At 32.7% G+C, this 26,576-nt stretch carries 22 protein-coding genes; 3 read left to right on the top strand and 19 right to left on the bottom strand.

The window, feature by feature from the left end:
* Nucleotides 1–47: 47 nt before the first annotated feature.
* From recG to MPTP_RS01170, 3 genes are all read right to left on the bottom strand, one after another.
* Nucleotides 48–2,087, bottom strand: coding sequence for an ATP-dependent DNA helicase RecG (recG, locus tag MPTP_RS01180; RefSeq protein ID WP_013773192.1), 2,040 nt, complete (start codon nucleotides 2,085–2,087; stop codon nucleotides 48–50).
* A 110-nt stretch (nucleotides 2,088–2,197) separates the two neighbouring features.
* Complete coding sequence (locus tag MPTP_RS01175; RefSeq protein WP_013773191.1) at nucleotides 2,198–3,880, bottom strand: DAK2 domain-containing protein; 1,683 nt, start codon at nucleotides 3,878–3,880, stop codon at nucleotides 2,198–2,200.
* Nucleotides 3,881–3,933: 53 nt separating this feature from the next.
* A complete protein-coding gene (locus MPTP_RS01170) occupies nucleotides 3,934–4,296 on the bottom strand; it encodes an Asp23/Gls24 family envelope stress response protein (RefSeq protein WP_013773190.1) in 363 nt (120 codons plus the stop codon).
* Between the two features lie 368 nt (nucleotides 4,297–4,664).
* Here MPTP_RS01170 and rpmB point away from each other — a divergent pair, with 368 nt between their 5' ends.
* Nucleotides 4,665–4,853 (top strand): 50S ribosomal protein L28, encoded by a 189-nt coding sequence (gene rpmB, locus MPTP_RS01165; RefSeq protein WP_013773189.1) that lies wholly within the window; start codon nucleotides 4,665–4,667, stop codon nucleotides 4,851–4,853.
* A gap of 96 nt (nucleotides 4,854–4,949) precedes the next feature.
* Here rpmB and MPTP_RS01160 read toward each other — a convergent pair whose 3' ends face one another.
* From MPTP_RS01160 to rpsL, 16 genes are all read right to left on the bottom strand, one after another.
* Nucleotides 4,950–5,588: a thiamine diphosphokinase gene (locus MPTP_RS01160; RefSeq protein WP_013773188.1), complete on the bottom strand. Its 639-nt coding sequence runs from the start codon at nucleotides 5,586–5,588 to the stop codon at nucleotides 4,950–4,952.
* Nucleotides 5,588–6,238 (bottom strand): ribulose-phosphate 3-epimerase, encoded by a 651-nt coding sequence (gene rpe / locus MPTP_RS01155; protein ID WP_013773187.1) that lies wholly within the window; start codon nucleotides 6,236–6,238, stop codon nucleotides 5,588–5,590. The genes MPTP_RS01160 and rpe overlap by 1 nt, the downstream gene beginning before the upstream one ends.
* A 5-nt stretch (nucleotides 6,239–6,243) precedes the next feature.
* Nucleotides 6,244–7,152, bottom strand: a complete 909-nt coding sequence (gene rsgA / locus MPTP_RS01150) for a ribosome small subunit-dependent GTPase A (RefSeq protein WP_013773186.1) — start codon at nucleotides 7,150–7,152, stop codon at nucleotides 6,244–6,246.
* 246 nt (nucleotides 7,153–7,398) lie between these two features.
* Complete coding sequence (pknB, locus tag MPTP_RS01145) at nucleotides 7,399–9,348, bottom strand: Stk1 family PASTA domain-containing Ser/Thr kinase (RefSeq protein WP_013773185.1); 1,950 nt, start codon at nucleotides 9,346–9,348, stop codon at nucleotides 7,399–7,401.
* A gap of 15 nt (nucleotides 9,349–9,363) precedes the next feature.
* Nucleotides 9,364–10,092, bottom strand: a complete 729-nt coding sequence (locus MPTP_RS01140; protein WP_041363507.1) for a Stp1/IreP family PP2C-type Ser/Thr phosphatase — start codon at nucleotides 10,090–10,092, stop codon at nucleotides 9,364–9,366.
* Between the two features lie 14 nt (nucleotides 10,093–10,106).
* The gene (gene rsmB / locus MPTP_RS01135) at nucleotides 10,107–11,468 is read right to left on the bottom strand and encodes a 16S rRNA (cytosine(967)-C(5))-methyltransferase RsmB (protein WP_013773183.1); all 1,362 of its coding nucleotides are present in this window, start codon (nucleotides 11,466–11,468) and stop codon (nucleotides 10,107–10,109) included.
* Nucleotides 11,469–12,413 (bottom strand): methionyl-tRNA formyltransferase, encoded by a 945-nt coding sequence (gene fmt, locus MPTP_RS01130; RefSeq protein WP_013773182.1) that lies wholly within the window; start codon nucleotides 12,411–12,413, stop codon nucleotides 11,469–11,471.
* 274 nt (nucleotides 12,414–12,687) lie between these two features.
* Nucleotides 12,688–15,117, bottom strand: a complete 2,430-nt coding sequence (gene priA / locus MPTP_RS01125) for a primosomal protein N' (protein ID WP_013773181.1) — start codon at nucleotides 15,115–15,117, stop codon at nucleotides 12,688–12,690.
* 614 nt (nucleotides 15,118–15,731) lie between these two features.
* A complete protein-coding gene (locus MPTP_RS01120) occupies nucleotides 15,732–16,604 on the bottom strand; it encodes a sulfite exporter TauE/SafE family protein (RefSeq protein ID WP_013773180.1) in 873 nt (290 codons plus the stop codon).
* A 19-nt stretch (nucleotides 16,605–16,623) separates the two neighbouring features.
* The gene (locus MPTP_RS01115) at nucleotides 16,624–17,640 is read right to left on the bottom strand and encodes a proline racemase family protein (RefSeq protein WP_013773179.1); all 1,017 of its coding nucleotides are present in this window, start codon (nucleotides 17,638–17,640) and stop codon (nucleotides 16,624–16,626) included.
* A 1,189-nt stretch (nucleotides 17,641–18,829) separates the two neighbouring features.
* The gene (gene rpoZ, locus MPTP_RS01110) at nucleotides 18,830–19,138 is read right to left on the bottom strand and encodes a DNA-directed RNA polymerase subunit omega (RefSeq protein ID WP_013773178.1); all 309 of its coding nucleotides are present in this window, start codon (nucleotides 19,136–19,138) and stop codon (nucleotides 18,830–18,832) included.
* 4 nt (nucleotides 19,139–19,142) lie between these two features.
* Nucleotides 19,143–19,757 (bottom strand): guanylate kinase, encoded by a 615-nt coding sequence (gene gmk, locus MPTP_RS01105; protein ID WP_013773177.1) that lies wholly within the window; start codon nucleotides 19,755–19,757, stop codon nucleotides 19,143–19,145.
* Nucleotides 19,758–20,005: 248 nt separating this feature from the next.
* A complete protein-coding gene (gene tuf, locus MPTP_RS01100) occupies nucleotides 20,006–21,193 on the bottom strand; it encodes an elongation factor Tu (protein ID WP_013773176.1) in 1,188 nt (395 codons plus the stop codon).
* A 138-nt stretch (nucleotides 21,194–21,331) separates the two neighbouring features.
* Complete coding sequence (gene fusA, locus MPTP_RS01095; protein WP_013773175.1) at nucleotides 21,332–23,413, bottom strand: elongation factor G; 2,082 nt, start codon at nucleotides 23,411–23,413, stop codon at nucleotides 21,332–21,334.
* 74 nt (nucleotides 23,414–23,487) lie between these two features.
* Nucleotides 23,488–23,958 carry a 30S ribosomal protein S7 gene (rpsG, locus tag MPTP_RS01090; protein WP_013773174.1) on the bottom strand — a complete coding sequence of 157 codons (471 nt, stop codon included), beginning with the start codon at nucleotides 23,956–23,958 and terminating at the stop codon, nucleotides 23,488–23,490.
* Nucleotides 23,959–24,008: 50 nt separating this feature from the next.
* A complete protein-coding gene (gene rpsL, locus MPTP_RS01085) occupies nucleotides 24,009–24,428 on the bottom strand; it encodes a 30S ribosomal protein S12 (protein ID WP_013773173.1) in 420 nt (139 codons plus the stop codon).
* A 342-nt stretch (nucleotides 24,429–24,770) separates the two neighbouring features.
* Here rpsL and rpiA point away from each other — a divergent pair, with 342 nt between their 5' ends.
* Entirely contained in the window at nucleotides 24,771–25,460 is a 690-nt protein-coding gene (gene rpiA, locus MPTP_RS01080) for a ribose-5-phosphate isomerase RpiA (protein ID WP_013773172.1), read from the top strand.
* A 372-nt stretch (nucleotides 25,461–25,832) separates the two neighbouring features.
* A complete protein-coding gene (gene gpmA / locus MPTP_RS01075; protein ID WP_013773171.1) occupies nucleotides 25,833–26,519 on the top strand; it encodes a 2,3-diphosphoglycerate-dependent phosphoglycerate mutase in 687 nt (228 codons plus the stop codon).
* Nucleotides 26,520–26,576: the final 57 nt, after the last annotated feature.

The raw sequence follows: 26,576 nt of genomic DNA, 5'->3' as shown, positions 1-26,576 counted from the left end.
CTTACTTAATTTTGATACTTCACTTATTTTATAATGTACTGTATTGTTTAATCAAAGAATTGATCATCTCGGCCTACAACATTAACCTTGCTAGCAAGATTTTTAAATTCCACTGAACACCACCATGATTTTTGATGCCAAATTTGGGCAGCTTCTTGTTGAGCAATTTCTAGAATATTGAAATCATTAACAATATCACCTACAATAAATTGAGGAACACCGGACTGACGATCACCAAATACTTCTCCAGATCCTCTTAAAGTTAGATCTTTTTCGCTTAATTCAAAACCATTTGTTGTTTCTGTCATAATTTTCATTCGTTCGGTCCCCAATTCATTTTTTGGATCAGCTATCAATATACAATAAGCAGCTTCTGTTCCACGACCTACACGTCCTCTTAATTGATGAAGTTGTGCTAATCCAAAGCGATCTGCATCTATAATCAACATAAGTGTTGCATTGGGTACATTGACACCGACCTCAATTACAGTTGTTGAAACCAATATTTGGAGCTGATTATTTTTAAATTCTTGCATAATTTCTTCTTTTTGCGTATTTTTCATTTTGCCATGTAGCAATCCTACCTTGTATTCATCATTAAAAAAATTTGATAAGTACTCATAGATTTCTAAAGCATTTTTGGCATCTAGAGCTTCTGATTCTTCAATCAGGGGACAGATAACATAGGTTTGGTGATTATTTACTAATTCTCTTTTTGCCCATTCTAATACAGAGTCCAATTTTGTTGAACGCACCCAACGAGTTTCAACAGGTTGTCTTCCAGCAGGCATTTCATCAATGCTTGAAACATCCATTTCCCCAAAGGCAGTAATAGCTAGTGTTCTTGGAATCGGTGTTGCTGTCATAAACAAGACATCTGGTCTCATACCTTTTTCTCTTAAAATTTTTCGTTGGTTTACGCCAAATCGATGTTGTTCATCTGTTATGACAAGTCCTAGTTGATGAAAAACGACATCTTCTTGAATTAATGCATGTGTACCTATAATAATATCAATAGCTCCATTTCTTAATTGCTCTAGTATTTCTCTACGTTCTTTTAATTTCGTTGAACTTGTTAATAAAGCTATACGAACTTCTAATGGATTATATAATTTCTGAAAACTCTCCATATGCTGTTGTGCCAAAATCTCAGTAGGTACCATTAAAGCACCTTGGAAGCCAGCTGTAACTACTGCATATAGAACGATCGCTGCTACAATTGTTTTGCCACTGCCCACATCCCCTTGTAAAAGACGTTGCATATGATTTGCACTTAATAAATCTCTACATATTTCATTTGTTACCTTTTTTTGTGCCTCTGTTAATTGAAAAGGTAATGATTTTGTAAATTGTTTTAAACGCTTTATATCATAATGAATAGAAATACCATTTTGTTCAGCTTTTTCTTGCTTTTTTAATCCCTGTATCTGTAATTGAAAAATCAAAAATTCCTCAAAAACAATTCGTCGCTTTGCTTGATAATTTTCGCTGGGTAAATTAGGAAAATGCATAGAAAACATTGCTTCTTTTCTAGATAATAAATGATATTTTTTTAATAAATAATTTGGTAATGTTTCCTCAATTGCTTCACCATATAGATCAAATGCAGTCTGAATTAATTGAACAAGTGTACTTTGATGGATTTTTTTATTTACATGGTAGATTGGTGAAAAATCTTCAGTTTTACCATCTTTTGAAGCAAGAATTTTTATTCCATTCAACGATTTTCGTTTAGCATCCCATTTTCCATAAATAGCAATTTCTTCGGATAGGTGAACTTTTTCCTTTAAGAAAGATTGGTTAAAAAATGAAACATTGATGACTGCATGTTCTTGCATAATTCTAAATACCAATCGATTTTTCTTATAACCATAATGAGTAACAATCGGTTCAGAAACAACAAAGCCTTTCAGGGTAACTTTTTCTTGATCTTGGATTTCATCTAATTCTTTTTCTTGAATATCTTCATAACGAAAAGGATAATAGGTCAATAAATCTTCTACCGTATAGATACCTAAAGCCTGTAAATTTTCGGCTCGTTTAGAGCCGATCTTTGGAATTTTTGTAATAACATCTGATAAATCCAATTGGGTTCTCCCTTCTATTCAATATTGAATTGATTTTTCTCTATCTACAAAAAAAGTTGAGTCAAAACGAATGGCTTTGTCTCAACTTTATTTTTAATTAGTTTGCATTTTTATTCAGCAGAAAACAAATAAGGATACACAGGTTGTCCTCCATCTTGTAGTTCAATTTCTACCTTGGAATATTCCTTATTTAAAATTTCCTTGAGTTTCTCTGCTTCCTTCATTGTTCCTTTCTCACCCACAATAATCGTAACAATCTCTATATTATCATGAATCATCTTTCTCAGTGTTTCAAGCAAAACATCAAATCGGTCTTTTTTAGAAATAACAATCTTACCGTTGATCATTCCTAAATAATCGTCTGTTTTGATTGTCACATCATCTACCGTTGTATCTCGGGTAGCAGTCGTAATTTGCCCACTTGTTACATCATCCAACATATCGGTCATTGTCTCTTTGTTTTCATCCAATGTTTGACGTTCATTAAAACCAAGCATGGCAGTTAACCCTTCAGAAATAGTTTGCGAAGGAATAACCGAAACAGGAATTGAAGCAACTTCTACAGCTTGATTTGCTGCCATAAAAATGTTTTTGTTGTTAGGTAAGATGATAATTTGCTCAGCATTTACCTGATTAATGGCACTCAAGATATCCTCAGTACTCGGATTCATTGTTTGACCACCACTGATTACATAACTTGCTCCCAAACTTTTGAATAATTGTTGTAAACCTTCACCAGCCGCAATAGCAATTACTCCTAAAGGAACAGCAGCACTTTTAGCAATAGGTGATTGCGCAATTTTAGTATCATGTTCCAAAATTGTTTCATGTTGTAAACGCATATTATCTACTTTAATCTTAATTAATGAACCAAACTTTTGTCCATAATTCAAAACTTCACCAGGATGTTCTGTGTGTACATGAACTTTAATGATTTCATCATCATTAATAACAAGCAAAGAATCCCCTAATTTATTTAGATAATTTCTAAATATGTCATACTCAAATTTACTATCAACAGTGGGACCTTCACCAATTTGAACCATGATTTCTGTACAATAGCCATATTGAATGTCCTCTGTAGCTAATTGACTTTGAATACTGCGATGATGTTCTGCATTGACCATTTCATCCATTTCAGTAGTTGTTGGTTCATAAGTTCCTTTATCCAGATATGTTCCAGATAGCGATTCAAGAAATCCTTCATAGATAAAAAGAAGTCCCTGACCTCCACTATCTACAACACCAACTTCTTTTAAAACTGGTAAAAGGTCTGGTGTCTTTGTTAAAGCACGCCTAGCTCCCTGAACGATAGCATCCATTATTTCAATACAATCGTTACTTTCCTTTGCCTTACGCTCACCAAAACGAGCGGCCTCACGAGCAACAGTCAAGATCGTTCCCTCAACTGGTTTCATTACAGCTTTATAGGCTGTTTCAACACCATGTATAAAGGCAGCGGCCAATTCATCCGCCTGCAATATTTTTTTATCAGAAATTTGGTTGGAAAATCCCCTAAATAATTGTGACAGAATAACGCCTGAATTACCACGGGCACCCATCAATAGTCCTTTAGATAAAATACCTGCCAATTCGCCTACATTCTCTGAATATGAGTCGGTGACAGCTTTAGAACCACTAGTCATTGACAAATTCATATTCGTTCCTGTATCTCCATCTGGAACGGGAAAAACATTCAATGAATTCACGTATTCTGCATTCATATTTAACCGGCTTGCACCAGCCTTGACCATCTCCCGAAACTTACTGGCATTAATTTCTGTTACATTCACCTAAAATCCTCCTTTAGATTCATTGCCCATCGTTTAATGGAACAATTGCTCTTCTAATCAGGCAATACACGTACACCTTGAACAAATACATTAACTGAATTAGCTGTTACACCTAGTAACGCTTCAAGGTTATATTTTACTTTCTCTTGAACATTACGAGAAACCTCAGAAATTTTTGTTCCATAACTAATAATTGTATAAACATCTACAGCTACGCCGTTTTCTTTTTGCCGAACAATAACGCCTTTAGAATAATTCTCTCGGCGTAAAATACCATTTAAATTATCTTTAATTTGATTTTTGCTTGCCATACCGACTATTCCATAAATATCGGTAGCTGCACCACCAACTACCGTTGCAATAACATCATTAGTGATTTCAATCATACCTGAAGGGGTCTTAATTTTTACAGCCATTTAGAAAGCCTCCTTAAAAGGGTATATTTCCCCGATTTTCTTCTTTATATTCTAACATAGCTGTTCCTTAATGGAAAGAAAAGTTCATTAGATAATAAGTGGACTAGCTTTCATTTTATTTATTTATAAGTTTTTAATTTACCTTGACCAATGGAAAATGTCAATGTGCTTTATAAAATATTTACCAAAAATAATTCTAATTATTTGAACTTTCTTTAAACAAGTTACGTTTAAAAACTGGAAAGAGATTGTAAAAAAGCTAGGTAGAATTTAAAATCTTCTTGCAATACTTTGATCACTATGATACATTAAATTAGTATGAGCAGAATATTATCGCTCCAAGATCAAAGCAAAGGAGGAATTTATTAATGGCAAAGGTATGTTACTTCACTGGTCGTAAGACAAGAAGTGGAAATAATCGTTCTCATGCAATGAATGCTACTAAACGTACTGTTAAACCCAACTTACAAAAAGTTCGTGTATTAGTAGACGGCAAACCTAAAAAAGTTTGGGTTTCAACTCGTGCTTTGAAATCTGGAAAAATCGAGCGTGTTTAACCATATAGACAAATGAGCAAAAGCTGAACGTGTAAAGAACGCTCAGCTTTTTTATTTTATATTTAGAATAGATGAAATGGTTCATCCAAATTATTCTCAATCTTTACTTTGAATAACAGCAACCATTCCAGAGGCGAAAGAGAAAGAAGCTTTTTCATTAATAAATTCATTACTAGCATAAGAAGTAGGTATTTCTACCTCTTGATTTTTCAATGTATATTTACTTTCTGACAGCGTCAACTCTTTTACTGGTGTAAGACAACAATAAGCTAAGTAATTTTTATCTGCTTCTTTGTAGACTGTATGATTGCCAGGTAGGTAATAGGAAATACTATTTTGATTATCTTGTATTTTAATTTGCTCTGCATATGGCTTGAATCGTGTTTCTAATGGCATCCATAAATTAGCAAGAAAATGATCTACTCTTCCACCTGTTGCTCCGATAATAAATACTTGTGTTTCAGGAAATTTTTTAAACACACGTTCTAAAGCTAATTGTGTATCTGTATCATCTTTTTCTGCCTGTGCTACTAACATTTCTTTTGCTTGTTGTTTTATCTGGTTCACTTCTATTTCTGTAGCGGAATCAAAATCACCTACAGCTAAATCGATGGGCCAACCTTGTTCTAATAAATAAACATTTCCCCTATCCACACCAACAATATAATCAAAATCTTTTTGGCTTAGAGAAGATAAACAAGTTGAAAAAACACCGGTAACTATCAATGTACGCATTAATCTAGAACCTCCCTTAAAGCAGCAATACGTTCGCGAGGATCATTTGCATCATAAATATAGGAACCTGACACAAACATTGTTGCACCGGCCTTTTTACACAGCAAAGCCGTCTCAGGAATAATTCCACCGTCTACTTCAATCTCATAGTGGTAGCCATTTAATTTTTTCAATTCACTCAGTTCAGCTATTTTTTTTAAGGTAAAATCGATAAATGTTTGACCACCAAAACCTGGGTTGACAGTCATAATCAATATCTGATCTACCAAATGTAAAATAGGTATAATTGTATCAATCGACGTTCCTGGATTTAAAACGATACCTGCTCTAGCACCCTTGTCTTTGATCATTTGCATACAACGATAAATATGGGGGGTTGATTCTTGATGAACATTAATCGTATTTGCCCCTGCCTCAATAAATTGATCAATATAATTTTCAGGTTGAATGATCATTAAATGGATATCTAAAGATAAGTTCGTTATTGAATGAATACTTGAAACAACAGAAGGACCAAAAGTAATATTTGGAACAAACTGGCCATCCATCACATCAATATGAAGAGCCTCGATTCCTGCCATTTCTACTGTTTTAATTTCTTTTTCTAAATTAGCAAAATTAGCATTTAAAATAGAAGGGACTAATTTCATTGATTTCACTCCTTCTTTTTTTTATATACTGGTTTTCTTTTTTCAATTTCTTCTAAAAATTGTAAATAATTGTCATAGCGACTTTTAGCAATCATACCTTCTTTTGCTCTATGTTTTACCTCACAACCAGGTTCGTTAGCATGCATACATTCTCTAAATTTACAAAATGGTGCCGCCTTGACAAATTCAGGAAACAATTTTGGTAGTCTTTCTTTTTCAATTGTTTGAAAATCAATAGAACTAAATCCAGGCGTATCTGCAACCAAGCCCTGATCTATAGGAATAAGTTCTATATGACGAGTCGTGTGCTTTCCTCGGCCCAATACCTCTGAAATTTCAGCAGTTGCTAAAGTTAAATTTGAAGAAATATTATTTAGTAAAGTAGATTTACCAGAACCTGATTGTCCCATAAATACTGTCAGCTTTTCTGGAAAATATTGCTTTAATACCTCAATACCTTTATATTTCATCTCTAGATTATTACCTAAGATAACTGGATAACCAATTTGTTCATATTGTTTTTGGATAGAATGAACATCTGAACTGCCATCATCATTTAATAAATCTATTTTTGTTAAATAAATAATTGGTTTTATCTTTTTATTTTCTAATATTATTAAAAAGCGATCTAACAAATTATAAGAAAACAGCGGTTTTACCATACTTGTAACAATAACTCCTTGGTTTACATTTGCTACAGTGGGACGTTCCAATTCATTAAATCTAGGTAGTATATCTAAAATATAACCATCTGTTGAATTTTTGCTTTCAAAAATTACTTTATCTCCTACAAAAGGTACTATTTTTCTCTTACGAAAATTACCACGAGCTCTTGTTTGATAGGTGGTTCCCTTAGTATAAACATAGTAAAAACCACTTAACGCTTTTCTAATTTGACCTTTCAGTATCCTCACTCCTTCTAAGGCAATTATTAAAAATAATTATCTTAAGGATTTTTTATTAAGTTAAGTATAACAATTATTTTTCAGAAAGAAAACCAATTCTAGAGCATTGGAGTCTGATTTAAAAGGAAATTGTTAGAAGATTATTTTATAAAAAATAAGTAAGAGAACCTATAAGAAATTTTTCTACATTTTCTTGTAAGTTCCCTTATTTTTATAAAAATATCAATGAGTAATAAATTTTATTATAAAAGATAATTATTTATTATTTTTATTGTTTATCTTATTTTCACTGCTATCAGTTGGTTTTGGATTATTCGTCGTAGCATCTGTTGTTGGTTTTTCATTACTCTCATCAGTTGGTTTTTCTGACGACTGTTTTTTGGCATTATCATTATTTTTATTCTTATTTTCCTCTTTATTATTATTGTTTTTCTTATTGTCTTCTGTATGATTGTCATTTCTATCTAATTGATTAGAATTTTTGCTTTCTTGTGAAAAATTATTTTCTATTTTTTTAATTGCTGGTCCTGTACTAACATATAAAATAATTGAATCATTTTTTACATCAATAGGTGTACCTGCAGCTGGTGACTGTGAGAATACATACCCAGTTGGAACTGTATCATTTGATGCATTTATCTGTGAAATTTGGTCTGTACTCACTATACCTAATCCTATTAATTCATCTATAGCATCATTATAAGAATAATTGTAGTAGTTGCCTATAACGATAGGGCCAGAACTAACAGTTAAAATTACTGTATCGTTTTTTGGATCAATAGCTGTTCCGCGTTTTGGTGATTGTTTAATAATTGTTCCCTCAGGAGCAGAGTTAGCTTTACTTTTTTTAATAATAGTTTTGATATTTTTACTTTTCAATTCTTCTTTTACTTTGGTGTACATTCTATTTTTATAGTTATCTAACTTAACCTTTTTATTACCAGAACTAACATACAATGTAATTTTACTATCTTTTTTTATAGAAGTTCCTATTGGTGGATCAGTTTTAATTATTCTGCCTTCTGAAATTTTATTATCAGGTTGTTTTTTCAATGCTACTACACCCTGAAAACCAGCTTCTTCTAACACTTTTTTGGCAATTACTGGAGAACGATCACTAACTTTTAAAACCTTTATTTCATTTTTTCCACTAGCAAAATAAATACCACTCATGACCAATAAGCCAACTAAGATCACAATTATACTTGCTAATCCTATTTTTTGTTTTTTTCTTCTAGCTTTGTTTTTTTGTGTTTTTTTCGAAGATGCTTTAGATTCCTCATTTGCATCACTCTCATCATTCGTTGATGGTTCAATAGGTGTTAATATCTTTGTCTCTTCTAGATGGGGATCTGGTTGCCAAACAGCTTCATTCAAACGGTTAGGATTTAATACTGTATGTAAATCTTCTGCCATTTCATCTGCTGTCTTATATCGATCAATTGGATTTTTAGCAGTTGCATGTAAGACAATATTCTCTAAAGACTGTGAAATATTTTTATCAAATGAACGTACAGAAGGAATTTCTTCTTGGAAATGTTTTAAAGCAATTGTAACAGCTGATTCACCATCAAAGGGTACATTACCTGTCAATAACTCATACAAAATGATACCAACTGCATAGATATCAGATTGATCTGTTGCCATGCTACCACGTGCCTGCTCGGGTGATAAATAATGAACAGATCCAAGCATAGTATTTGTTTGAGTAATAGAAGTTTCAGATAAGGCAATAGCAATGCCAAAATCGGTAATTTTAGCTATATTGTTCTCATCAATCAAAATATTTTGTGGTTTTAAATCTCTGTGAATAATACGATGATCATGTGCTACAGAAACAGCAGAAAGAACTTGTTCCATTATATCAACAATGGTTTTAAAAGGAATTGGATAGTGTGTTTGAATATAACGTTTTAGATCCATTCCCTTAACATATTCCATTACTAAATATTGCAAGCCGTCTTCTTCACCAACATCATAGACACTGACAATATTTGGATGCACCAACTCTACTGCTGCCAAGGCCTCTCTTTGAAAGCGCCGAATAGCAGCCTGATCATCTTGAAAATCAAAACGTAAGACTTTTATCGCTACGTCTCTATCCAGAATTAAATCATGCGCCAAGAATACATTGGCCATGCCACCACTGCCGATATTACCTATAATTTGGTATCGACCATTTAGTTTCTTACCGGTTTGGATCATCGATTTTCCTCCTTATCAATTAAAATGAACCAGTAAAACTGTAATATTGTCTAGTCCACCCGCTTCATTTGAAGAGGCAATTAATTGGTTGGTTATTTCATCAAGTGTTTGATTTGACTGAATAATCTTCAAAATTTCTTCTTCACTAATCATATTTGTTAATCCATCTGAACATAATAACAAGTAATCATTGCTTTGCCATTTATGATTAGCTATATCAACTTCAATTTTCCCAGGCATACCTAGGGAACGAACAAGAATATTTTTTCTTGGATGATTAATGGCCATTTCTTTTGTAATTTCGCCTGATTTCACCAACTCATTGACCAAGGAATGGTCTTCCGTTAGTTGACAGATTTCTTTTTCACGAATCAGGTAAGCTCTACTATCTCCAATATTAGCTAATATAAATGAATGATCTAACAAAACAGCACCAACAAGTGTTGTTCCCATTCCCAGATATTTAGAATGTGATTGTCCTTTTTGAAAGATTTTTTCATTTGCTTCTTGACTTTTTTCAATCAACCAATTTTTTGTTGCTTTTTCTGTTGTAATTTTGTTATTCTGCCAATTTTCTCCAATATACTGAACAGCAATCTGACTAGCAATATCACCTGCTTGATGTCCACCCATACCATCTGCTAAAACAACAAGAGGAGCTTTCATTTCATTATTAAATATTCCTGCATAATCTTGATTTGTATTTCTTTTATGACCTACATCTGTTTGAACACTTATTTCCACTATTTTCACCCCATCTAATAAACTTTTTGCATGCAACAAATGAAAAAACCATCTGTTTGCCATCGATGTGGATAAAGAGTCAGCATTTGATCACGAACTTCTGCTGAAACTTTTTCGTTTCCAATAATATCGATTTTTTTAAACTCCGGATGTTTCTTTAAAAAAGTTATAATTACATGTTGATTTTCTTCTTGGGTAATTGTACAGGTACTATAAGTTAGTATGCCTCCTTTTTTCAAGGTTGGCACAACACTTTCAATAATTTCCTCTTGAATTTTAGCTAATTTTTTAATATCTTGTAATGTTTTACGGTACTTAATATCGGGTTTTCTACGCATCAATCCTAAACCTGAACAGGGTGCATCAACAAGTATGCGATCAAAGTATTCAGATGGATAAACTTCTTTTACCTTTCGTGCATCTAATTTTTCTAATTTGATTATAGAAGAAACCTGCATTCGTACTGCATTCTCTTTAATTAGTTTTAATTTATGATCATGAATGTCTAATGCAATAATTTTTCCTTGCTTTTGTTGATTTAGGAAAGTAGCAATATGGGTTGTTTTACCTCCTGGTGCTGCACATGCATCTAGTACTTGATTACTTTCATCTATCTGAAGAGTTGGAGCTGCTAGCATAGAACTTTCATCCTGAATGGTTAGCTTGCCTTCCCTAAACAGAGAACTAGTAGCAAGTCGTCCCTTTTCAGCAATAATTCCGTAAGGAGAAATTGGACTTTCGCTTGCTTCAATTCCCTCCTTTTGTAGTTGAATAATTGCATCAAAGCGACTGATCTTCCGACTATCAATACGACCACTAACATGACTTTTTTCAAACAGTGAAAGTCCTAGTTTTTTGGTTTCTGTTTCTCCTAACTGTTGGATTAATTTCTTTACAAGCCATAAAGGCATACTAATTTCTATTGAAAGACGTTCAATAGGATCTGAAATTTCGTCTAAGCTAGGTAATCCTCTTCGTTGTAGTGAACGTAGGATACCATTTACAAATTTACCAGTTCCTAAATTTCCCCGTCTTTTGGCAATCTCAACTGCTTCATTAATCACTGCATGATCTGGAACCTTATCTAAATAAAGTAATTGGTAGAAAGAAAGAATAAGTAGCATTCTTACCCAATGTTCTACTTTTTTTCTTTTATGTATAAAAGTATCTAGGTAATATTCTAATAATAGTTTTCTGCTAATTGTTCCATAAACTATTTCGGTAAATAAACGACTATCTTTTTCACCCAATTGCGAAGATTGAATCATTTCATTTAATAACAAATTAGAATAAGCGCCGCCCTTATCTATTCTCTCTATTGCTTGTAATGCTGCATCACGTACAGAAGATTTTATGTTTTTATTAGTATTCTTCATCTACTCACCTAGTTTCTGTCCCTCACAAATCGATTTTCCAAAACCATTCAAAAAATCTTGAATGGAGAGTTTGCCTTTACCAGCTGGTTGTACTACTTCTATCGCTAATAATTTATTATCACCACAAGCAATCCACAAAGCTTTTTTATTTTTTTTAACAATGGTTCCTGGTTCAGCAGTTGTTGTTTCATCGATTGGTGTTGTTTTCCATAACTTCCAAACTAGATTTTGATAGGTTGTAAAAGCAATCGGCCAGGGACACATGCCACGCACCTGGTTATCAATAGCCACGGATGCTTTTTTCCAATTAATTTTTTCTTGTTCTCTTGTAATATTTGGTGAAAAAGATACCTTCTTCTCATCTTGTGGTTCTGGGTTAATTTTGTTTTCTAATATTTTAGGTAAAGTATCTAAAAGCAATTCTTTTCCAAGACTACTTAAACGTTCAAACATTGTTCCCACATTATCTTGTTTTGTAATTGCTAATTCTCTTTGTGACAAAATATCACCTGCATCCATTTTTTTCACCATTTTTATAATTGTAATGCCTGTTTTATCATCACCATTGATGAGTGCATAATGAACAGGTGCTCCACCTCTATATTTAGGCAGCAAAGAAGCATGAACATTGATAGCACCATAGGTAGCACAATTTAAAAGTTGTTCAGGCAAAAATTGTCCAAATGCTGCTGTAATAATCAGATCTGGCTTACCTTTTATAATGGTTTCCATTTCCTTGGAATTTGCGATTTTTTCTGGTTGCAATATTGGTAAATGATGTCTTAGTGCTACTTCTTTTACAGGAGTGGGAGTAACAATTTTTTTTCTACCTACTGGACGATCTGGTTGTGTCACTACTGCCTGTATATGATAGCCAGCTTGCAAAAGTCCTTCCAAAATAGGCACAGAAAAAGCTGGTGTCCCCATAAATATAATTTTTTTCAATTTGATATTCCCCATATCTTTGCATGTATAATAGCAATTTACAATCTATCAATTTGATAATAAAAATCAAAAGCAACGATAGTAATTTCAGTTGATCATAGAATTCATTCTGAAATTTAATATTGTAGCTAGGTTTCATGAATAAAATTTCTTATGATGACTACCCTACCATTAAACAAAAGTTATTACAAACCTTTCATTCAAGTATTAATCAATTTTTCTAATAATGAATTATTCTTCTATTAAAACCTATATTTTTTATTGAATAAGGCAACTAAGTAAAGTTCATTGGTTCTGGATCAATCGATAGTTTCAATCCATCAGCAATTGCTTTTTGTGTTTCAGTTAAAATTTCTTTTAATATTTGCTTCAGCTTAGGTTCATATTTATACTTGATAATTACTTGATAAAAATAGTAATTATTTATACGCATAATTGCATTGGGTGTAGGTCCCAAAAGTAGGCATTTATCCGATAAACCTTCCTGCAATTTTTTTACAATGGTGAACATCTGTTTTGCAGCCTTACTTTCTTCCTTGTGTCCTGCAGTAATTTTTATAGTAAAGAAAAAGGGTGGATAATTTCCTTGATGACGTATCTGCATTTCTTTTTTATAGAAGGCTTCATAATTTTGTTCCTTTACTAATTGAATCGCATAATGTTCTGGATTAAACGTCTGAATGATTACCTCACCCGGTTTTTCAGCACGGCCAGCTCGCCCACTAACTTGAGTTAATAATTGAAATGTTCGTTCACTTGAACGAAAATCCGGTAAATTCAGTGACGTATCTGCATTTAAAACACCTACAAGTGTTACATTTGGAAAATCCAAGCCTTTAGCAATCATTTGGGTTCCTAACAAAATATCAGCTTTTCCTGAACCAAATTTTTGTAAAAGCTTTTCATGTGCACCTTTTTTTCTAGTTGTATCTACATCCATTCTAATGACACTTGCGGTTGGCAATAATTGTTTTAGTTCTTCTTCTAACTTTTGGGTGCCTGTACCATAATAACGCATTTTATTTCCTTTGCAATTTGGACATTTGTAGGTGATTTGTTCTTCGTACCCACAATAATGACATTTCATTCTTTTCGTATCCATATGTAATGTTAAAGAGATATCACAGTTAGGACAGGGAAGGACATAACCACAGTCACGACACATGACAAATGAAGAATAGCCACGTCGATTTAATAATAAGACACTTTGTTCATTATTTTCTATTCGTTGAACCAATTTATCTTGTAATAATAAAGAAAATGAAGAAAGATTTTTTTTCTGCATTTCTTCACGCATATCGACTACTTCAATAGATGGAAGCTTTGCAACTTGATTTGCTCGTTTTGTAAGTAATAATTCTTCATAAACTTTTTTTTGGGCTCTTGCCTTTGATTCCAATGAAGGGGTTGCACTTCCTAAAACAACTGGACAATGGTGATAACGACTACGCCAAATGGCGAGATCACGTGCATGGTATCTAGGTGTTTCTTCTTGTTTATAACTAGCTTCATGTTCTTCATCAATAATAATTACACCTAAAGATTCAACCGGAGAAAAAATAGCCGAACGAGCACCGATAACTACTCTAGCTTCTTTGCGTTCAACCTTGCGCCATTCATCATATTTTTCACCATGCGATAACCCACTATGCATAACAGCAACCTGATCTCCAAAACGGCTTTTAAAGCGATGGACCGTTTGAGGTGTCAATGAAATTTCAGGCACAAGCATAATCGCTGTTTTGCCTTGATTTAGTGTTTCAGCAATGACTTGCAAATAAATTTCTGTTTTTCCACTTCCAGTAATTCCCTCTAAAAGATAGGTTTTATTTTGTTGTGTATTTATTGAATGAATGATTTTATCAACAGCAATTTGCTGTTCAGTATTAAGTGTTAATGGAAGTGTTTTGATAAATTGCTTATTGGCATAAGGATCTCGATAAATTTCTTCTTCAAAAAATGCCAACCATCCTTTTTGTGCTCCTTCATTCAAAATTGAATAGCTAAATCCTAGTTCCTTCATTTTTTTTACAGAAGTTTTTTCTTCAAAACCAATTTTTTGAAGATAACTAATCAATTGTTCTTTCTTTTTAGATCCTTTTCTTAATCCAATCTTTATCTCTTCTAGTTCTTCAAACGATTTTTCAGATTTGATATAACGTGCTGTTTTCACTTTATTCCTAGTCGCAATTTCGTATCGAATATCTACCTTTTGTTGTTTTCTTAATTGCATTAACTGAGGTAAAATATATCTATTTTCGGCATCTTCCCAGGTAATTTCATCCAATCCGTGAAATAACTCATCCTGAAGCGATTCTTCAAGCTCATCTGTAAGATAAATGTATTTTTTATAGTCAGCTCGCATTACACTGGGTAACATTGTTTGCAAACAAGTAATCTTAAAAGCATATGTCTGTTCTTTCATATAATTAGCTAGTTCTAATAATTCTTGATTTAGAATCGGTTTAAGATCCAAGACTGCTATAATTTCTTTCCATTGAAAGGTTTGTTGTTCTGAAATTTGTTCTATATCTTCTATCTTTACAACAAAACCTTGAAGACGACGATTTCCATGGCCAAAAGGAACTTCTACTCGCATTCCAACAGCCAACTGTTCTTCTAGATAACTAGGTATAAGATAGGTAAATGGTTGATCTTTTTGCATAGTAGGGACATCAACAATTACGTAAGCTGCCTTGTTCATGGTCAACTGCTCCTTTTTTGCTTAAAAGCTTTGCATCTATTGTACTAAAGAAGCCTATATTTGTCTTGCTTAATTTTTTATATTATAAAAAATTAACAATTTTCATATAATTAAATTTATGAATAAATTTCCGTTCATCTTAAAAATATGTGTTATTAAACAAAAATCCTAAGAAATCTTTAAATAGGACAACTAGAATATTCATTAATTAAAATCGAATAGTTATGAATTTATATAACAAGTAAAATAATTGATGAATTCTTACTATCAATATACGTATTTTACATATTATCTATTTATTAAATTTGAATAATAGTGATGTACCTAGTTATTTTCGTTACTTACTATTAAAAGATCGTTAAGTTAATTGAAAATAAGTATATAACTAAATAACTATTTTTCAATTGAGAAATAGTTACACCCTATTCAATTATTATCTTTTCGATAAAATAGAGCTACCTAACAATCTAATTTCATTAAGGTATCTACCGAATTTTAAATTCATAAATAACTTTTTTAATTCATAAATAATTTTGTAATATTATTTATGAATCTATTTAACAAAAATAGGGATCAAACGACTTGCCTAGATAAAAAGCAAGTTGTTTGATCCTTTAAGCAGTTAGCTTACGGCTTTTTTGAATATAAGTAAAACCAGTGTAAATAATTACTACTACAATAATCCATGATAGTATATCTATATTTAGTCCTTTAAGAAAATTTACAGCAATAATTATTCCAACAATTCCTCCAATAGTTATTCCTAGGCTTACCTTTCTAGAATAGGTTCCTGCCTTGATAAAATTGATGCTAGCAACAGGCATTAACCCTGCACATGATCCCATCATAACAGGAAAAGCAACCAATGGATTCAGCCCCAACATATAAACCATAGCCATACAAGGTGCATAAAGTCCTACGCCAATCGTCATCAAACCACCAAAAATAAAATTACCTATAATGCCAATTACTAATTTTACGCAAACCAAAGAGGTCGCTGTATTTCCTGTACCTAACATGTCTAATAACCCTAATTGCTTACAAGCCATTAGTACTGCTGTAGCAATTAATGCCCATCCCATCCAAAATTGGACAAATTTTTCTGGAAGTTTAGCTACTGTATAAGAACCAACCCAAGAACCGAGAATTGCTGCTATAATTAAACTGAATAAGGTAACAGGTGAAACTTTTACCACTTGAATAAGTAAAATTGCTTCAAGTAAAACAGGAATAGAATGAGCAACATTCAACGTTCCTGGTAATAAACGATCCTGATTTAGTTGTTTTGTAAAATTCAATAACATTGTTGTTGGAGCAAAACTACCAATTCCTAATGTATCCAAAAAATCTGTAATAAAACCAATAATGATTGAAATAATCCAATTTCCGCTACCTAAATTATTTTTATTTGCCAATATATCTTTAAGTAGAAAATAACCAAATATAATCGCTAATAAAATAAAAATTATTAATAATACTAAAACCATTTTTCTCCTCCTTTACTGATTATCCCAGAATAAATCCATCTTTTAAGGGATCTTTCGGATTAACTAAAAATGTGTTAAAACCAGTAATATAAGCTGAACCAGTAATACAAGGAATAATTGCTTTGTAATTATCCACCATAGTCTCTTTTATAATTTGTCCCTTAAACTTTGTTTGTAAGATACTTTCATAAATAAATGATTCTCCTATATTCATTTGTCCCTTTCCATACAATGTAGCTAATTTTGCACAGGTACCTGTTCCACAAGGAGAACGATCCACTTGTCCATCACCAAAAACAACAACATTTTGATAATTAGCATCTGAACTAACTGCCGAACCATAAAATTCTACTAAATCTACCTGATTAATATGTTTCAAAGTTGGATGCTGAATTTCAATCTGCTCATTAACAGCATTCCGAATCTTTAATCCAATTTTACTGAATTTCTCTGAATTTTTAGGTTCAATATTTAAATCTACTGATTTAGCAGGTAATAATACAAAGAAACTACCTCCAAATGAAATATCAACGATTAATTTGCCAATTCCAGGTACATTTACTTCAATATCTTTTTTATAAAGAAAAGCAGGAACATTTTCAAAGGAAACAGAAATCACAGATTGCTCTCCGTCTAATTGTACCTTCCCATGAACAACCCCTGCGGGTGTATCTTGTACGACTGTTACTTCTCTATCATCTTTAGCTACCTTTACCCAACCTTGTTCAACCGCTGTAGTCATTGCTGCAATAGTATTATGACCACACATATTTAAATAACCACCTGCATCCATAAAAATAATTCCATAATCTGCCTCTTCATTAACCGGTTCTGTAATAAAAGCACCAAACATATCCTTATGTCCACGTGGTTCATACATCAAAATCTTACGTAAATGATCACTTTTTTTTTCTAGATATGCTTTTTTCTCAGCCATGGTTTTACCAGGAAATTTGGTAATGCCTCCAATGATTAATCGTGCCGCTTCGCCAGACGTGTGAGTATCAATTGCTGCAATCATTCTTGAGATTTTCATCATTTACCTCCAATTAGTTAATCTTTTTAAGATAGCGCCTTCTTTTTTGTCTTTTATAATAATTAATCTTAAAGCTATTCCAGATAAATGAAGCACCATTTCTTATTAGGAAAACTTTCAATATCAATACATAGCTCACCTTATCTATCATAACTACAATTAACAATAGAAATTCGTATGATACTAAACCTATCTTGATTAAAATTGCTAAAATTTTTTCTTTAAAAATCAATTTTAATGATTTGTTCTACTTTTTTAATTATCCTAAATATTGAGAATTAGTTTCTAAAACTATCTACTGATTATATCTGTTCCTTCCTATCTCAATAAATAGTCATCATACACAAGATTTTTCTATCTCAATTAATTTACATTTAGAACAACAATCACGATTTTATCGAATTTTTCCCTTTATTAAATTTAACAATTTTACTGAACATCTTATTTGCCTAGATATTTACATTTCAAAAATATAGTAAATTTTTCATCATGCTTTATTTTCTATCATATTCATTAATGATTAGGTCATTAATGAATAGGTATTTATTCATGTTAATATTTACCTAATCATCAATAATCTTACAAGAAATTTTGCATTTACCGAATAGCCCAGCAAAACCAAAATCTTTAACTCTATTAATTAAAATTATAAAATATTATAAAAAAATATCTTAAAGATTTTAATAAATTACTACCAGGTATTTTAATATCCATCTAAAAGTTCAATAATTCACAATCGTTAAACCAATATTATTACAATAACAAAAATAATAGGCTGATTAAAGTTTGCTAAAATTGATAATTTTTTAGTATTTTTAAACTTGATAAGTAATGATTTCATTGGTAGTAATGATGTTAAAAATATTATTTTTTCATCATTATAATGCTTGTGTTCTCATTTTCATTTATTATTTTAATGTATATTCAACCTTTCACCTCCCTATTTATGCTTATTAATAATTTAAAACAGGCAGCTACCCATACTTCATGTAAATGATATCATATCTATCTTTCTTATTAAAGTCTACTTTCTGATCTATCAAGAAATATATTTATTTATTGCTTATTTTTTATTTTTATTAAAAATAAAAAATAATATTTATTTAAATGATAAAAAGCCATTAAAAAATATTTTTTAATGGCTTTTTATCATTTAAATTATCTAGTTTTGTTTACTTGACTATCTAACTTATTTAATTGTATTTTCATGACTTATTTTTTCTTCTAAGTCTTTTTGTTCTTGTTCATGAATTTTTTTCTTTTCTTCTCTAGCTAATTGGATACGTTCGCGTTTTTCTTCTGGGTGTGGATCATTTATCAATTTACCTGTATTAATTTCTTCTAAAGCACGACCAACATTTTTTACAGATTCAAAAGAATCAAGAGTTGGATCCATTCCCTCATCCAGTTCATGTGCCCTCTTACTTGCTAGAATAACAAGTGAATACTTGGAAGGCACTTTTTTTAATAATGAATCAATCGATGGTTTTAACATCATAATCTTAAATCTCCTTTAACATTTTTATATACTTTCCAATAACATGTCTAACACGAAAATGTTCACTTGCAATAATATTTTTAATTTTTTGAACAGCTACTGAAACATCATCATTCACAACTGCATAATCATAAACAGCCATCATTTCTATTTCCTCACGAGCAACCCGCATACGCTCTTCAATAATTTCAGGATCATCTGTTCCCCGATTGATAATGCGTGATTTTAATTCTGCTAAATCAGGTGGTGTTAAAAAGATAAAGATACCATCAGATACTTTTTCTCTGACTTGTTTTGCACCCTGTACCTCAATCTCTAAAAATACATCTTTTCCCTCATCTAAAGTCTTGTTTACGTAAGTTAATGGCGTACCATAATAATTTCCTACATATTCAGCGTATTCCAACATTTCCCCTGCTTCGATCATCGCCTCAAATTCCTCACGTGAACGAAAATGATAGTCGACGCCATCTACCTCTCCTCCTCGCTTTTTACGAGTAGTCATAGAAATAGAATACTGAAAATCATTGTTCTCACTATCAAAGATAGCTTTTCTTACTGTTCCCTTTCCAACTCCGGATGGACCTGATAGTACAATCAATAATCCACGTTCTGACATAATGACTTCCTTCCCCATTTATTACCGTATTAGTTCTATTTTGCACTTTTTTTAGGTAATTTTCAAGAGATTTATTGATAAAAACTACTAAATACTTTTTATCCTAATTAAGAAATTTATCAATTAATTATTGCCTACTAAAAATATATTTAAAATAAAATGAAAAAAGGTTGAAGAATACTTCTTCAACCTTGTGTCCGAGTACGTTAACTTTTTCAAGTTAAATCTATTTATTATTTTTTACCAAATTATTTAATAATTGTTGAAACAACGCCTGAACCAACAGTACGTCCACCTTCACGAATAGAGAAGCGAGTTCCTTCTTCAATAGCGATTGGATGAATTAATTCAACTTCCATAGCAATATTATCGCCAGGCATAACCATTTCAGTACCTTCTGCTAATTCTACAACACCAGTTACATCAGTTGTACGGAAGTAGAATTGAGGACGGTAGTTAGAGAAGAAAGGAGTATGACGGCCACCTTCTTCTTTGGTTAAAACATATACTTCAGCTTTAAATTTTGTATGTGGTGTAATTGAGCTTGGTTTAGCCAATACTTGTCCACGTTCAATATCTTCACGAGCAACACCACGTAATAAAGCACCGATGTTATCGCCAGCTTCAGCATAATCTAATAATTTACGGAACATTTCAACGCCTGTTACAGTTGTTTTATTGGTTTCTTCAGCGATACCAACGATTTCAACTTCATCCCCAACACGAACTTGTCCACGTTCAACACGTCCTGTAGCAACAGTACCACGTCCAGTGATAGAGAATACATCTTCCACTGGCATCATGAATGGTTTGTCATGATCACGTTCTGGAGTTGGAATATATTCATCAACAGCATCCATTAATTCCATAATTTTATCTTCGTAAGCTGAATCGCCTTCCAAAGCTTTTAATGCAGAACCAGCAATAATTGGTGTATCATCACCTGGGAAGTCGTATTCAGATAGTAAATCACGAACTTCTAATTCAACTAATTCTAATAATTCTTCATCATCTACCATATCCATTTTGTTTAAAAAAACAACAATATATGGTACACCAACGTTACGTGATAGTAAAATATGTTCACGTGTTTGAGGCATTGGACCATCCGCAGCAGAAACTACTAAGATAGCTCCATCCATTTGAGCAGCACCAGTGATCATGTTTTTAACATAGTCAGCATGCCCTGGGCAGTCAACGTGCGCATAGTGACGATTTGCAGTTTCATATTCAATATGTGAAGTGTTGATTGTAATTCCACGTTCTTTTTCTTCTGGCGCATTATCGATATCAGCGTAAGTTTGTGCTTCTCCGCCACTCTTTTTAGCTAATACAGTTGCAATTGCAGCTGTTAAAGTAGTTTTACCATGGTCAACGTGTCCAATAGTACCAATGTTTACATGGGGTTTAGAACGGTCAAATTTTTCTTTAGCCATTTTAAAATATTCCTCCTAAGATTGTAAGTTTTAATTTATTATTGATAGATAATTTTAGCAATTATCCCATCATCTTTATTTATTTTAACCGAAAACATTAAAAATAGATAGTCCCTAAATAGCTAGAACCTGGTAATATTAAGCATTACCACCATTTTTCTTAATAATATCTTCTTGAACAGATTTTGGTACATCTTCATAATGATCAAATACCATCATAAATGTACCACGTCCCTGTGTAGATGAACGTAAAGTTGTTGCATAACCAAACATTTCAGCCAATGGAACAATAGCATTCACGATTTGTGAGTTTCCATGTGCTTCCATGCCTTCTACACGTCCACGACGACTTGTAACATGTCCCATAATATCACCTAAGTAATCTTCTGGTACTGTAATAATTACTTTCATCATTGGTTCTAAAATAACTGGTTTTGCATTTTTGGCTGCAGCACGTAATGCCATAGATGCAGCTACACGAAAGGCTGTTTCATTTGAATCGACATCATGGTAAGAACCATCATAAAGTTTAGCCTTGATATCAACCAATGGATAACCAGCAAGTACGCCATTATTCATTGAATCTTGTAACCCTTTTTCAACAGCAGGAATGTATTCGCGAGGAACAACACCACCAACAATTGCATTTTCAAATTCAAAGCCTTTTCCTTCTTCGTTTGGCGTAAATTCAACCCATACATGACCGTATTGTCCTTTACCACCAGACTGACGAACAAATTTTCCTTCTGCCTTAGTTGCTGCACGGAACGTTTCACGATAAGATACCTGTGGTGCTCCTACATTGGCATCTACCTTGAATTCACGTTTCATACGATCTACCAAGACATCTAAATGAAGTTCACCCATTCCAGAGATAACTGTTTCTCCAGTTTCAACGTTTGTTTCAACACGGAAAGAAGGATCTTCTTCTGCCAATTTTTGCAGAGCGATACCCATCTTATCTTGATCCGCTTTTGATTTAGGTTCAACAGCAACCTGAATAACAGGATCAGGAAATTCAATGGATTCAAGAATTACTGGTGAATCTTGAGAACATAGCGTATCACCTGTCGTTGTATCTTTTAGTCCTACAGCAGCAGCAATATCACCAGAGTAAACCCGATCAATTTCATTTCTTGTATTTGCATGCATTTGAAGAATACGGCCAATACGTTCTTTTTTATCTTTTGAAGCATTTAAAACATATGAACCACTATCAAGAACACCAGAATACACACGGAAGAAAGTTAAACGACCTACAAATGGATCTGTCATTACTTTAAATGCTAATGAAGCAAATGGACCTTCATCATCTGCTGGGCGAGTTGTTTCTTCGTCTGTTTTTGGATTTACTCCCTTGATTGCATCAATATCAAGTGGTGAAGGTAGGTAATCAAGAACAGCGTCCAACATTAATTGAACTCCTTTGTTCTTGAATGCTGAACCAGCTAAAACTGGGAAAAATTCAACGTTAATTGTTGCTTTACGAATTCCTGCTTTTAGTTCGTCAACTGTAATTTCTTCGCCATCAAGATATTTCATCATTAAATCTTCATCTGTTTCTGCAACAGCTTCGATTAATTTTTCACGCCATTCGTTTGCTTGCTCTAAATGATCTTCAGGAATATCTGTTTCTTTTATATCTGTACCTAGATCATTTGTATAAATTTCAGCTTTCATCTTGATTAAATCAATGATACCAGTGAAATTATCTTCAGCACCAATTGGCAATTGAATTGGATGAGCATTTGCTTGTAAACGATCATGCAATGTTTCTACTGAATATAAGAAATCTGCACCAATTTTATCCATTTTATTACAAAAGACAATACGTGGTACCTTATATTCAGTTGCTTGACGCCAAACTGTTTCTGTTTGGGGTTCCACACCAGATTGTGAATCAAGAACAGTTACAGCACCATCTAATACACGTAGTGAACGTTGAACTTCAATTGTGAAATCCACGTGTCCTGGTGTATCAATGATGTTTACACGGTATCCTTTCCATTGGGCTGTTGTTGCAGCAGAAGTAATGGTAATTCCGCGTTCTTGTTCTTGTTCCATCCAGTCCATTTGTGAAGCACCTTCATGTGTTTCACCAATTTTATGGATTTTACCAGTATAATATAAAATACGCTCAGTTGTTGTTGTTTTACCTGCATCAACGTGCGCCATAATACCGATATTACGAGTGTTTTCTAATGAAAATTCTCTTACCATTAAGCCTTCTCCTCTCTTTATTTTAATTAATTACTAAGTAAATTATCTGAAATTCTACATCCAGAGAGGATATTCTACCAACGATAATGTGCAAATGCACGGTTAGCATCTGCCATTTTATGTGTATCTTCACGTTTCTTAACAGAAGCACCAGTATTGTTGGCAGCATCCATAATTTCTTTTGCAAGACGTTCTTCCATTGTATGTTCACCGCGTAGGCGAGCATAATTAACTACCCAACGTAGTCCCAAAGTAGTTCGACGTTCAGGACGAACTTCAACGGGTACTTGATAGTTTGAACCTCCAACACGACGTGCTTTAACTTCAAGAACAGGCATGATATTTTTCATTGCTTGTTCGAAAACTTCTAATGGGTCATTTCCTGTAGATTCCTTAATAATGTCAAATGCATTATAAATAATATTAGCAGCAATCCCACGTTTTCCATCTATCATTACACGATTGATTAAGCGAGTCACTAATTTTGAGTTATAAATAGGATCTGGTAAAACATCACGTTTTGCAACAGGACCTTTACGAGGCATCCGTAACTCCTCCTTCCGAAATATTCATCTTTTATGTTAATACTGTCTAACTATTTAGCAGCTTTTGGTCTTTTAGTACCATATTTAGAACGGCTTTGTTTACGATCGTTCACTCCAGCTGTATCTAGGGCACCACGAACGATATGGTAACGTACCCCTGGCAAGTCTTTCACACGTCCACCACGTAACAATACAACACTATGTTCTTGTAAATTGTGGCCGATTCCTGGAATGTAAGCTGTAACTTCAATTAAGTTTGACAAACGAACACGAGCATATTTACGTAAAGCTGAGTTCGGTTTTTTAGGTGTCATTGTTCCCACACGTGTACATACGCCACGTTTTTGTGGAGAATCAATATTTGTTTGAACCTTTTTAAAACTGTTATATCCCTTATTCAAAGCTGGAGAATCAGATTTTTCCACCTTTGATTTACGAGGTTTACGTACTAATTGATTAATTGTAGGCATTTCTTATTTCCTCCTTCCACTTCTAGTTCCACACGTCCAGGTGGTTCTTTTTTTTAAATAAAAAATAATGCATTAACTGCATTTCCCTTCATGCTTTGATAAACAGTCAGCACGTCTTATAAAAAGACCTGTAATAAAGCACCTTTGTTAGAATAGCATGTTTTCAAGCAAATGTCAATATTAACTTATAATTAATTACTCTTTTTCTATTTGTATTCTAATTCAGAAATTTGTCTTATTTTTTAAGTAAAATACTTTCCGACCTATTATGGTTTCCTATCTTTCTTTTTTGCAATTTTAACGGTACAATGAAGATAATTTATTAAGAAGGAGCAAAGATCAATGAATTTGAAACAGCGTGCCGGCATTGAGGCAGCTAAATATGTTGAGAATGGGATGACTGTTGGACTTGGTACTGGTTCGACTGCCAAATTTATGGTGGAAGAAATTGGAAGACGTGTAAGAGAAGAAGGCTTAACAATTACAGGTGTAGCGACGTCTAAAGAAACCGAAAAACAAGCGTTGTCACTGGGTATTCCATTAAAAAGTATTGATGAAGTTCCTTATGTAGATATTACAATTGATGGTGCAGATGAGATTAGTCAGGATTTTCATGGAATAAAGGGTGGTGGTGCTGCACTACTTTTTGAGAAAATTGTTGCTACCTACTCAAAAAAGTGTATCTGGATTGTTGATGAGTCAAAATTAGTAAAAAGCTTAGGTGCATTTCCTTTACCTGTAGAAGTTATTCCTTACGGAAGTCAACAACTTTTCCACCTACTTGAAAAAAATGATTATCATCCAACAGTACGTAAATCTTCTAAAAACAATGCTCCACACATTACTGATAGTGGCCATTACATTTTTGATTTACATTTGGATAAGATTGAAGATCCTGTCAGCTTAAGTTCCTATTTGGATAATTTGGTTGGTGTCGTTGAACATGGATTGTTTTTAAACATTGTTTCTCTGGTTATTGTTAGTCACGATAAGGGTATCCATACATTAAACAATAGTAAATTGATAAAATAAGCCATTTATCAACAAAACTATTCCAATTAGTCAATTAGTGTAGAAATAAATCATTCAGAAAACAAACTACCATTAAAGAGTAAGAAAAGACATTTCTAGAAATAGTCTTTTCTTACTCTTTAATTAGTCATCTCGATAAAAATAAATTTTTTAAATGATATTTTTTTTATTAATGTTTATCTTTTTTATATAAATAAAAAGAACGGAATACTTTTATTTCTCTGTTTTACAAGCAAATTTCACGAATTCAAACTCTCTTGTTCTTATTTTCACAATTTTTTATTATTTTTTAATTGAACAATGGAAATATGTAGAAAAACGTTGTACAATAAAAGCTGAAATTAGATACTATCTTTCAAAGGAGAGTTATATATGCCAAAATTAGTTTTTTCTCGTCATGGAATGAGCGAATGGAATGCATTAAATCAATTTACCGGTTGGGTTGATGTTAATTTATCACCTGAAGGAATTGAAGAAGCAAAAGAGGGTGGACGAAAAATCAAAGAAGCTGGAATTGATTTTGATATTGCCTATACTTCTGTCTTAACACGTGCAATTAAAACGTGTAATTTAATTTTAGAATATTCTGACCAACTATGGGTACCTCAAGTAAAATCTTGGCGCTTAAATGAACGTCATTATGGTAAATTACAAGGCTTAAACAAAAAAGAAACAGCAGAAAAATATGGAGACGAACAAGTACATATCTGGCGTCGTTCTTATGATACACTGCCTCCATTATTAGAAGAAATGGATCCAGGTTCTGCCTTAAATGATCGTCGCTATGCTGGACTGGACAAACGTGATATTCCAGCTGGAGAAAATTTAAAAGTTACATTGGAACGTGCTTTACCTTTCTGGCAAGATCATATTGCTCCTTCATTGGTAGATGACAAGACTGTTTTAGTTGCCGCACATGGTAATTCTATACGGGCTCTTGTTAAACATATTGAAGGTATTTCTGATGATGATATTATGGGTGTAGAGATTCCAACAGGTCAACCACTTGTTTATGAACTAAACACTGACTTATCTGTAGCTAAAAAATACTATCTATAATTTTTGAAAATATAAATAATAAAGCAGATTGCTCATTATTTAGCAATCTGCTTTATT

Origin of the sequence: Melissococcus plutonius ATCC 35311 (assembly GCF_000270185.1) — a bacterium.
Lineage (GTDB): Bacteria > Bacillota > Bacilli > Lactobacillales > Enterococcaceae > Melissococcus > Melissococcus plutonius.
This window is presented reverse-complemented; position numbering and strand designations above follow the sequence as displayed.

Coding starts and splice junctions, on each gene's coding strand:
- gpmA (WP_013773171.1), top strand. CDS start 25,833: ATGCCAAAATTAGTTTTTTCTCGTCATGGAATGAGCGAATGGAATGCA.
- gmk (WP_013773177.1), bottom strand. CDS start 19,757: ATGTCAGAACGTGGATTATTGATTGTACTATCAGGTCCATCCGGAGTT.
- MPTP_RS01170 (WP_013773190.1), bottom strand. CDS start 4,296: ATGGCTGTAAAAATTAAGACCCCTTCAGGTATGATTGAAATCACTAAT.
- rpsG (WP_013773174.1), bottom strand. CDS start 23,958: ATGCCTCGTAAAGGTCCTGTTGCAAAACGTGATGTTTTACCAGATCCT.
- MPTP_RS01115 (WP_013773179.1), bottom strand. CDS start 17,640: ATGAAAATCTCAAGAATGATTGCAGCAATTGATACTCACACGTCTGGC.
- rpoZ (WP_013773178.1), bottom strand. CDS start 19,138: ATGATGTTAAAACCATCGATTGATTCATTATTAAAAAAAGTGCCTTCC.
- tuf (WP_013773176.1), bottom strand. CDS start 21,193: ATGGCTAAAGAAAAATTTGACCGTTCTAAACCCCATGTAAACATTGGT.
- rpsL (WP_013773173.1), bottom strand. CDS start 24,428: ATGCCTACAATTAATCAATTAGTACGTAAACCTCGTAAATCAAAGGTG.
- priA (WP_013773181.1), bottom strand. CDS start 15,117: ATGAACAAGGCAGCTTACGTAATTGTTGATGTCCCTACTATGCAAAAA.
- rpmB (WP_013773189.1), top strand. CDS start 4,665: ATGGCAAAGGTATGTTACTTCACTGGTCGTAAGACAAGAAGTGGAAAT.
- pknB (WP_013773185.1), bottom strand. CDS start 9,348: ATGATCCAAACCGGTAAGAAACTAAATGGTCGATACCAAATTATAGGT.
- rpe (WP_013773187.1), bottom strand. CDS start 6,238: ATGAAATTAGTCCCTTCTATTTTAAATGCTAATTTTGCTAATTTAGAA.
- MPTP_RS01160 (WP_013773188.1), bottom strand. CDS start 5,588: ATGCGTACATTGATAGTTACCGGTGTTTTTTCAACTTGTTTATCTTCT.
- fusA (WP_013773175.1), bottom strand. CDS start 23,413: ATGGTAAGAGAATTTTCATTAGAAAACACTCGTAATATCGGTATTATG.
- MPTP_RS01120 (WP_013773180.1), bottom strand. CDS start 16,604: ATGGTTTTAGTATTATTAATAATTTTTATTTTATTAGCGATTATATTT.
- rpiA (WP_013773172.1), top strand. CDS start 24,771: ATGAATTTGAAACAGCGTGCCGGCATTGAGGCAGCTAAATATGTTGAG.
- rsmB (WP_013773183.1), bottom strand. CDS start 11,468: ATGAAGAATACTAATAAAAACATAAAATCTTCTGTACGTGATGCAGCA.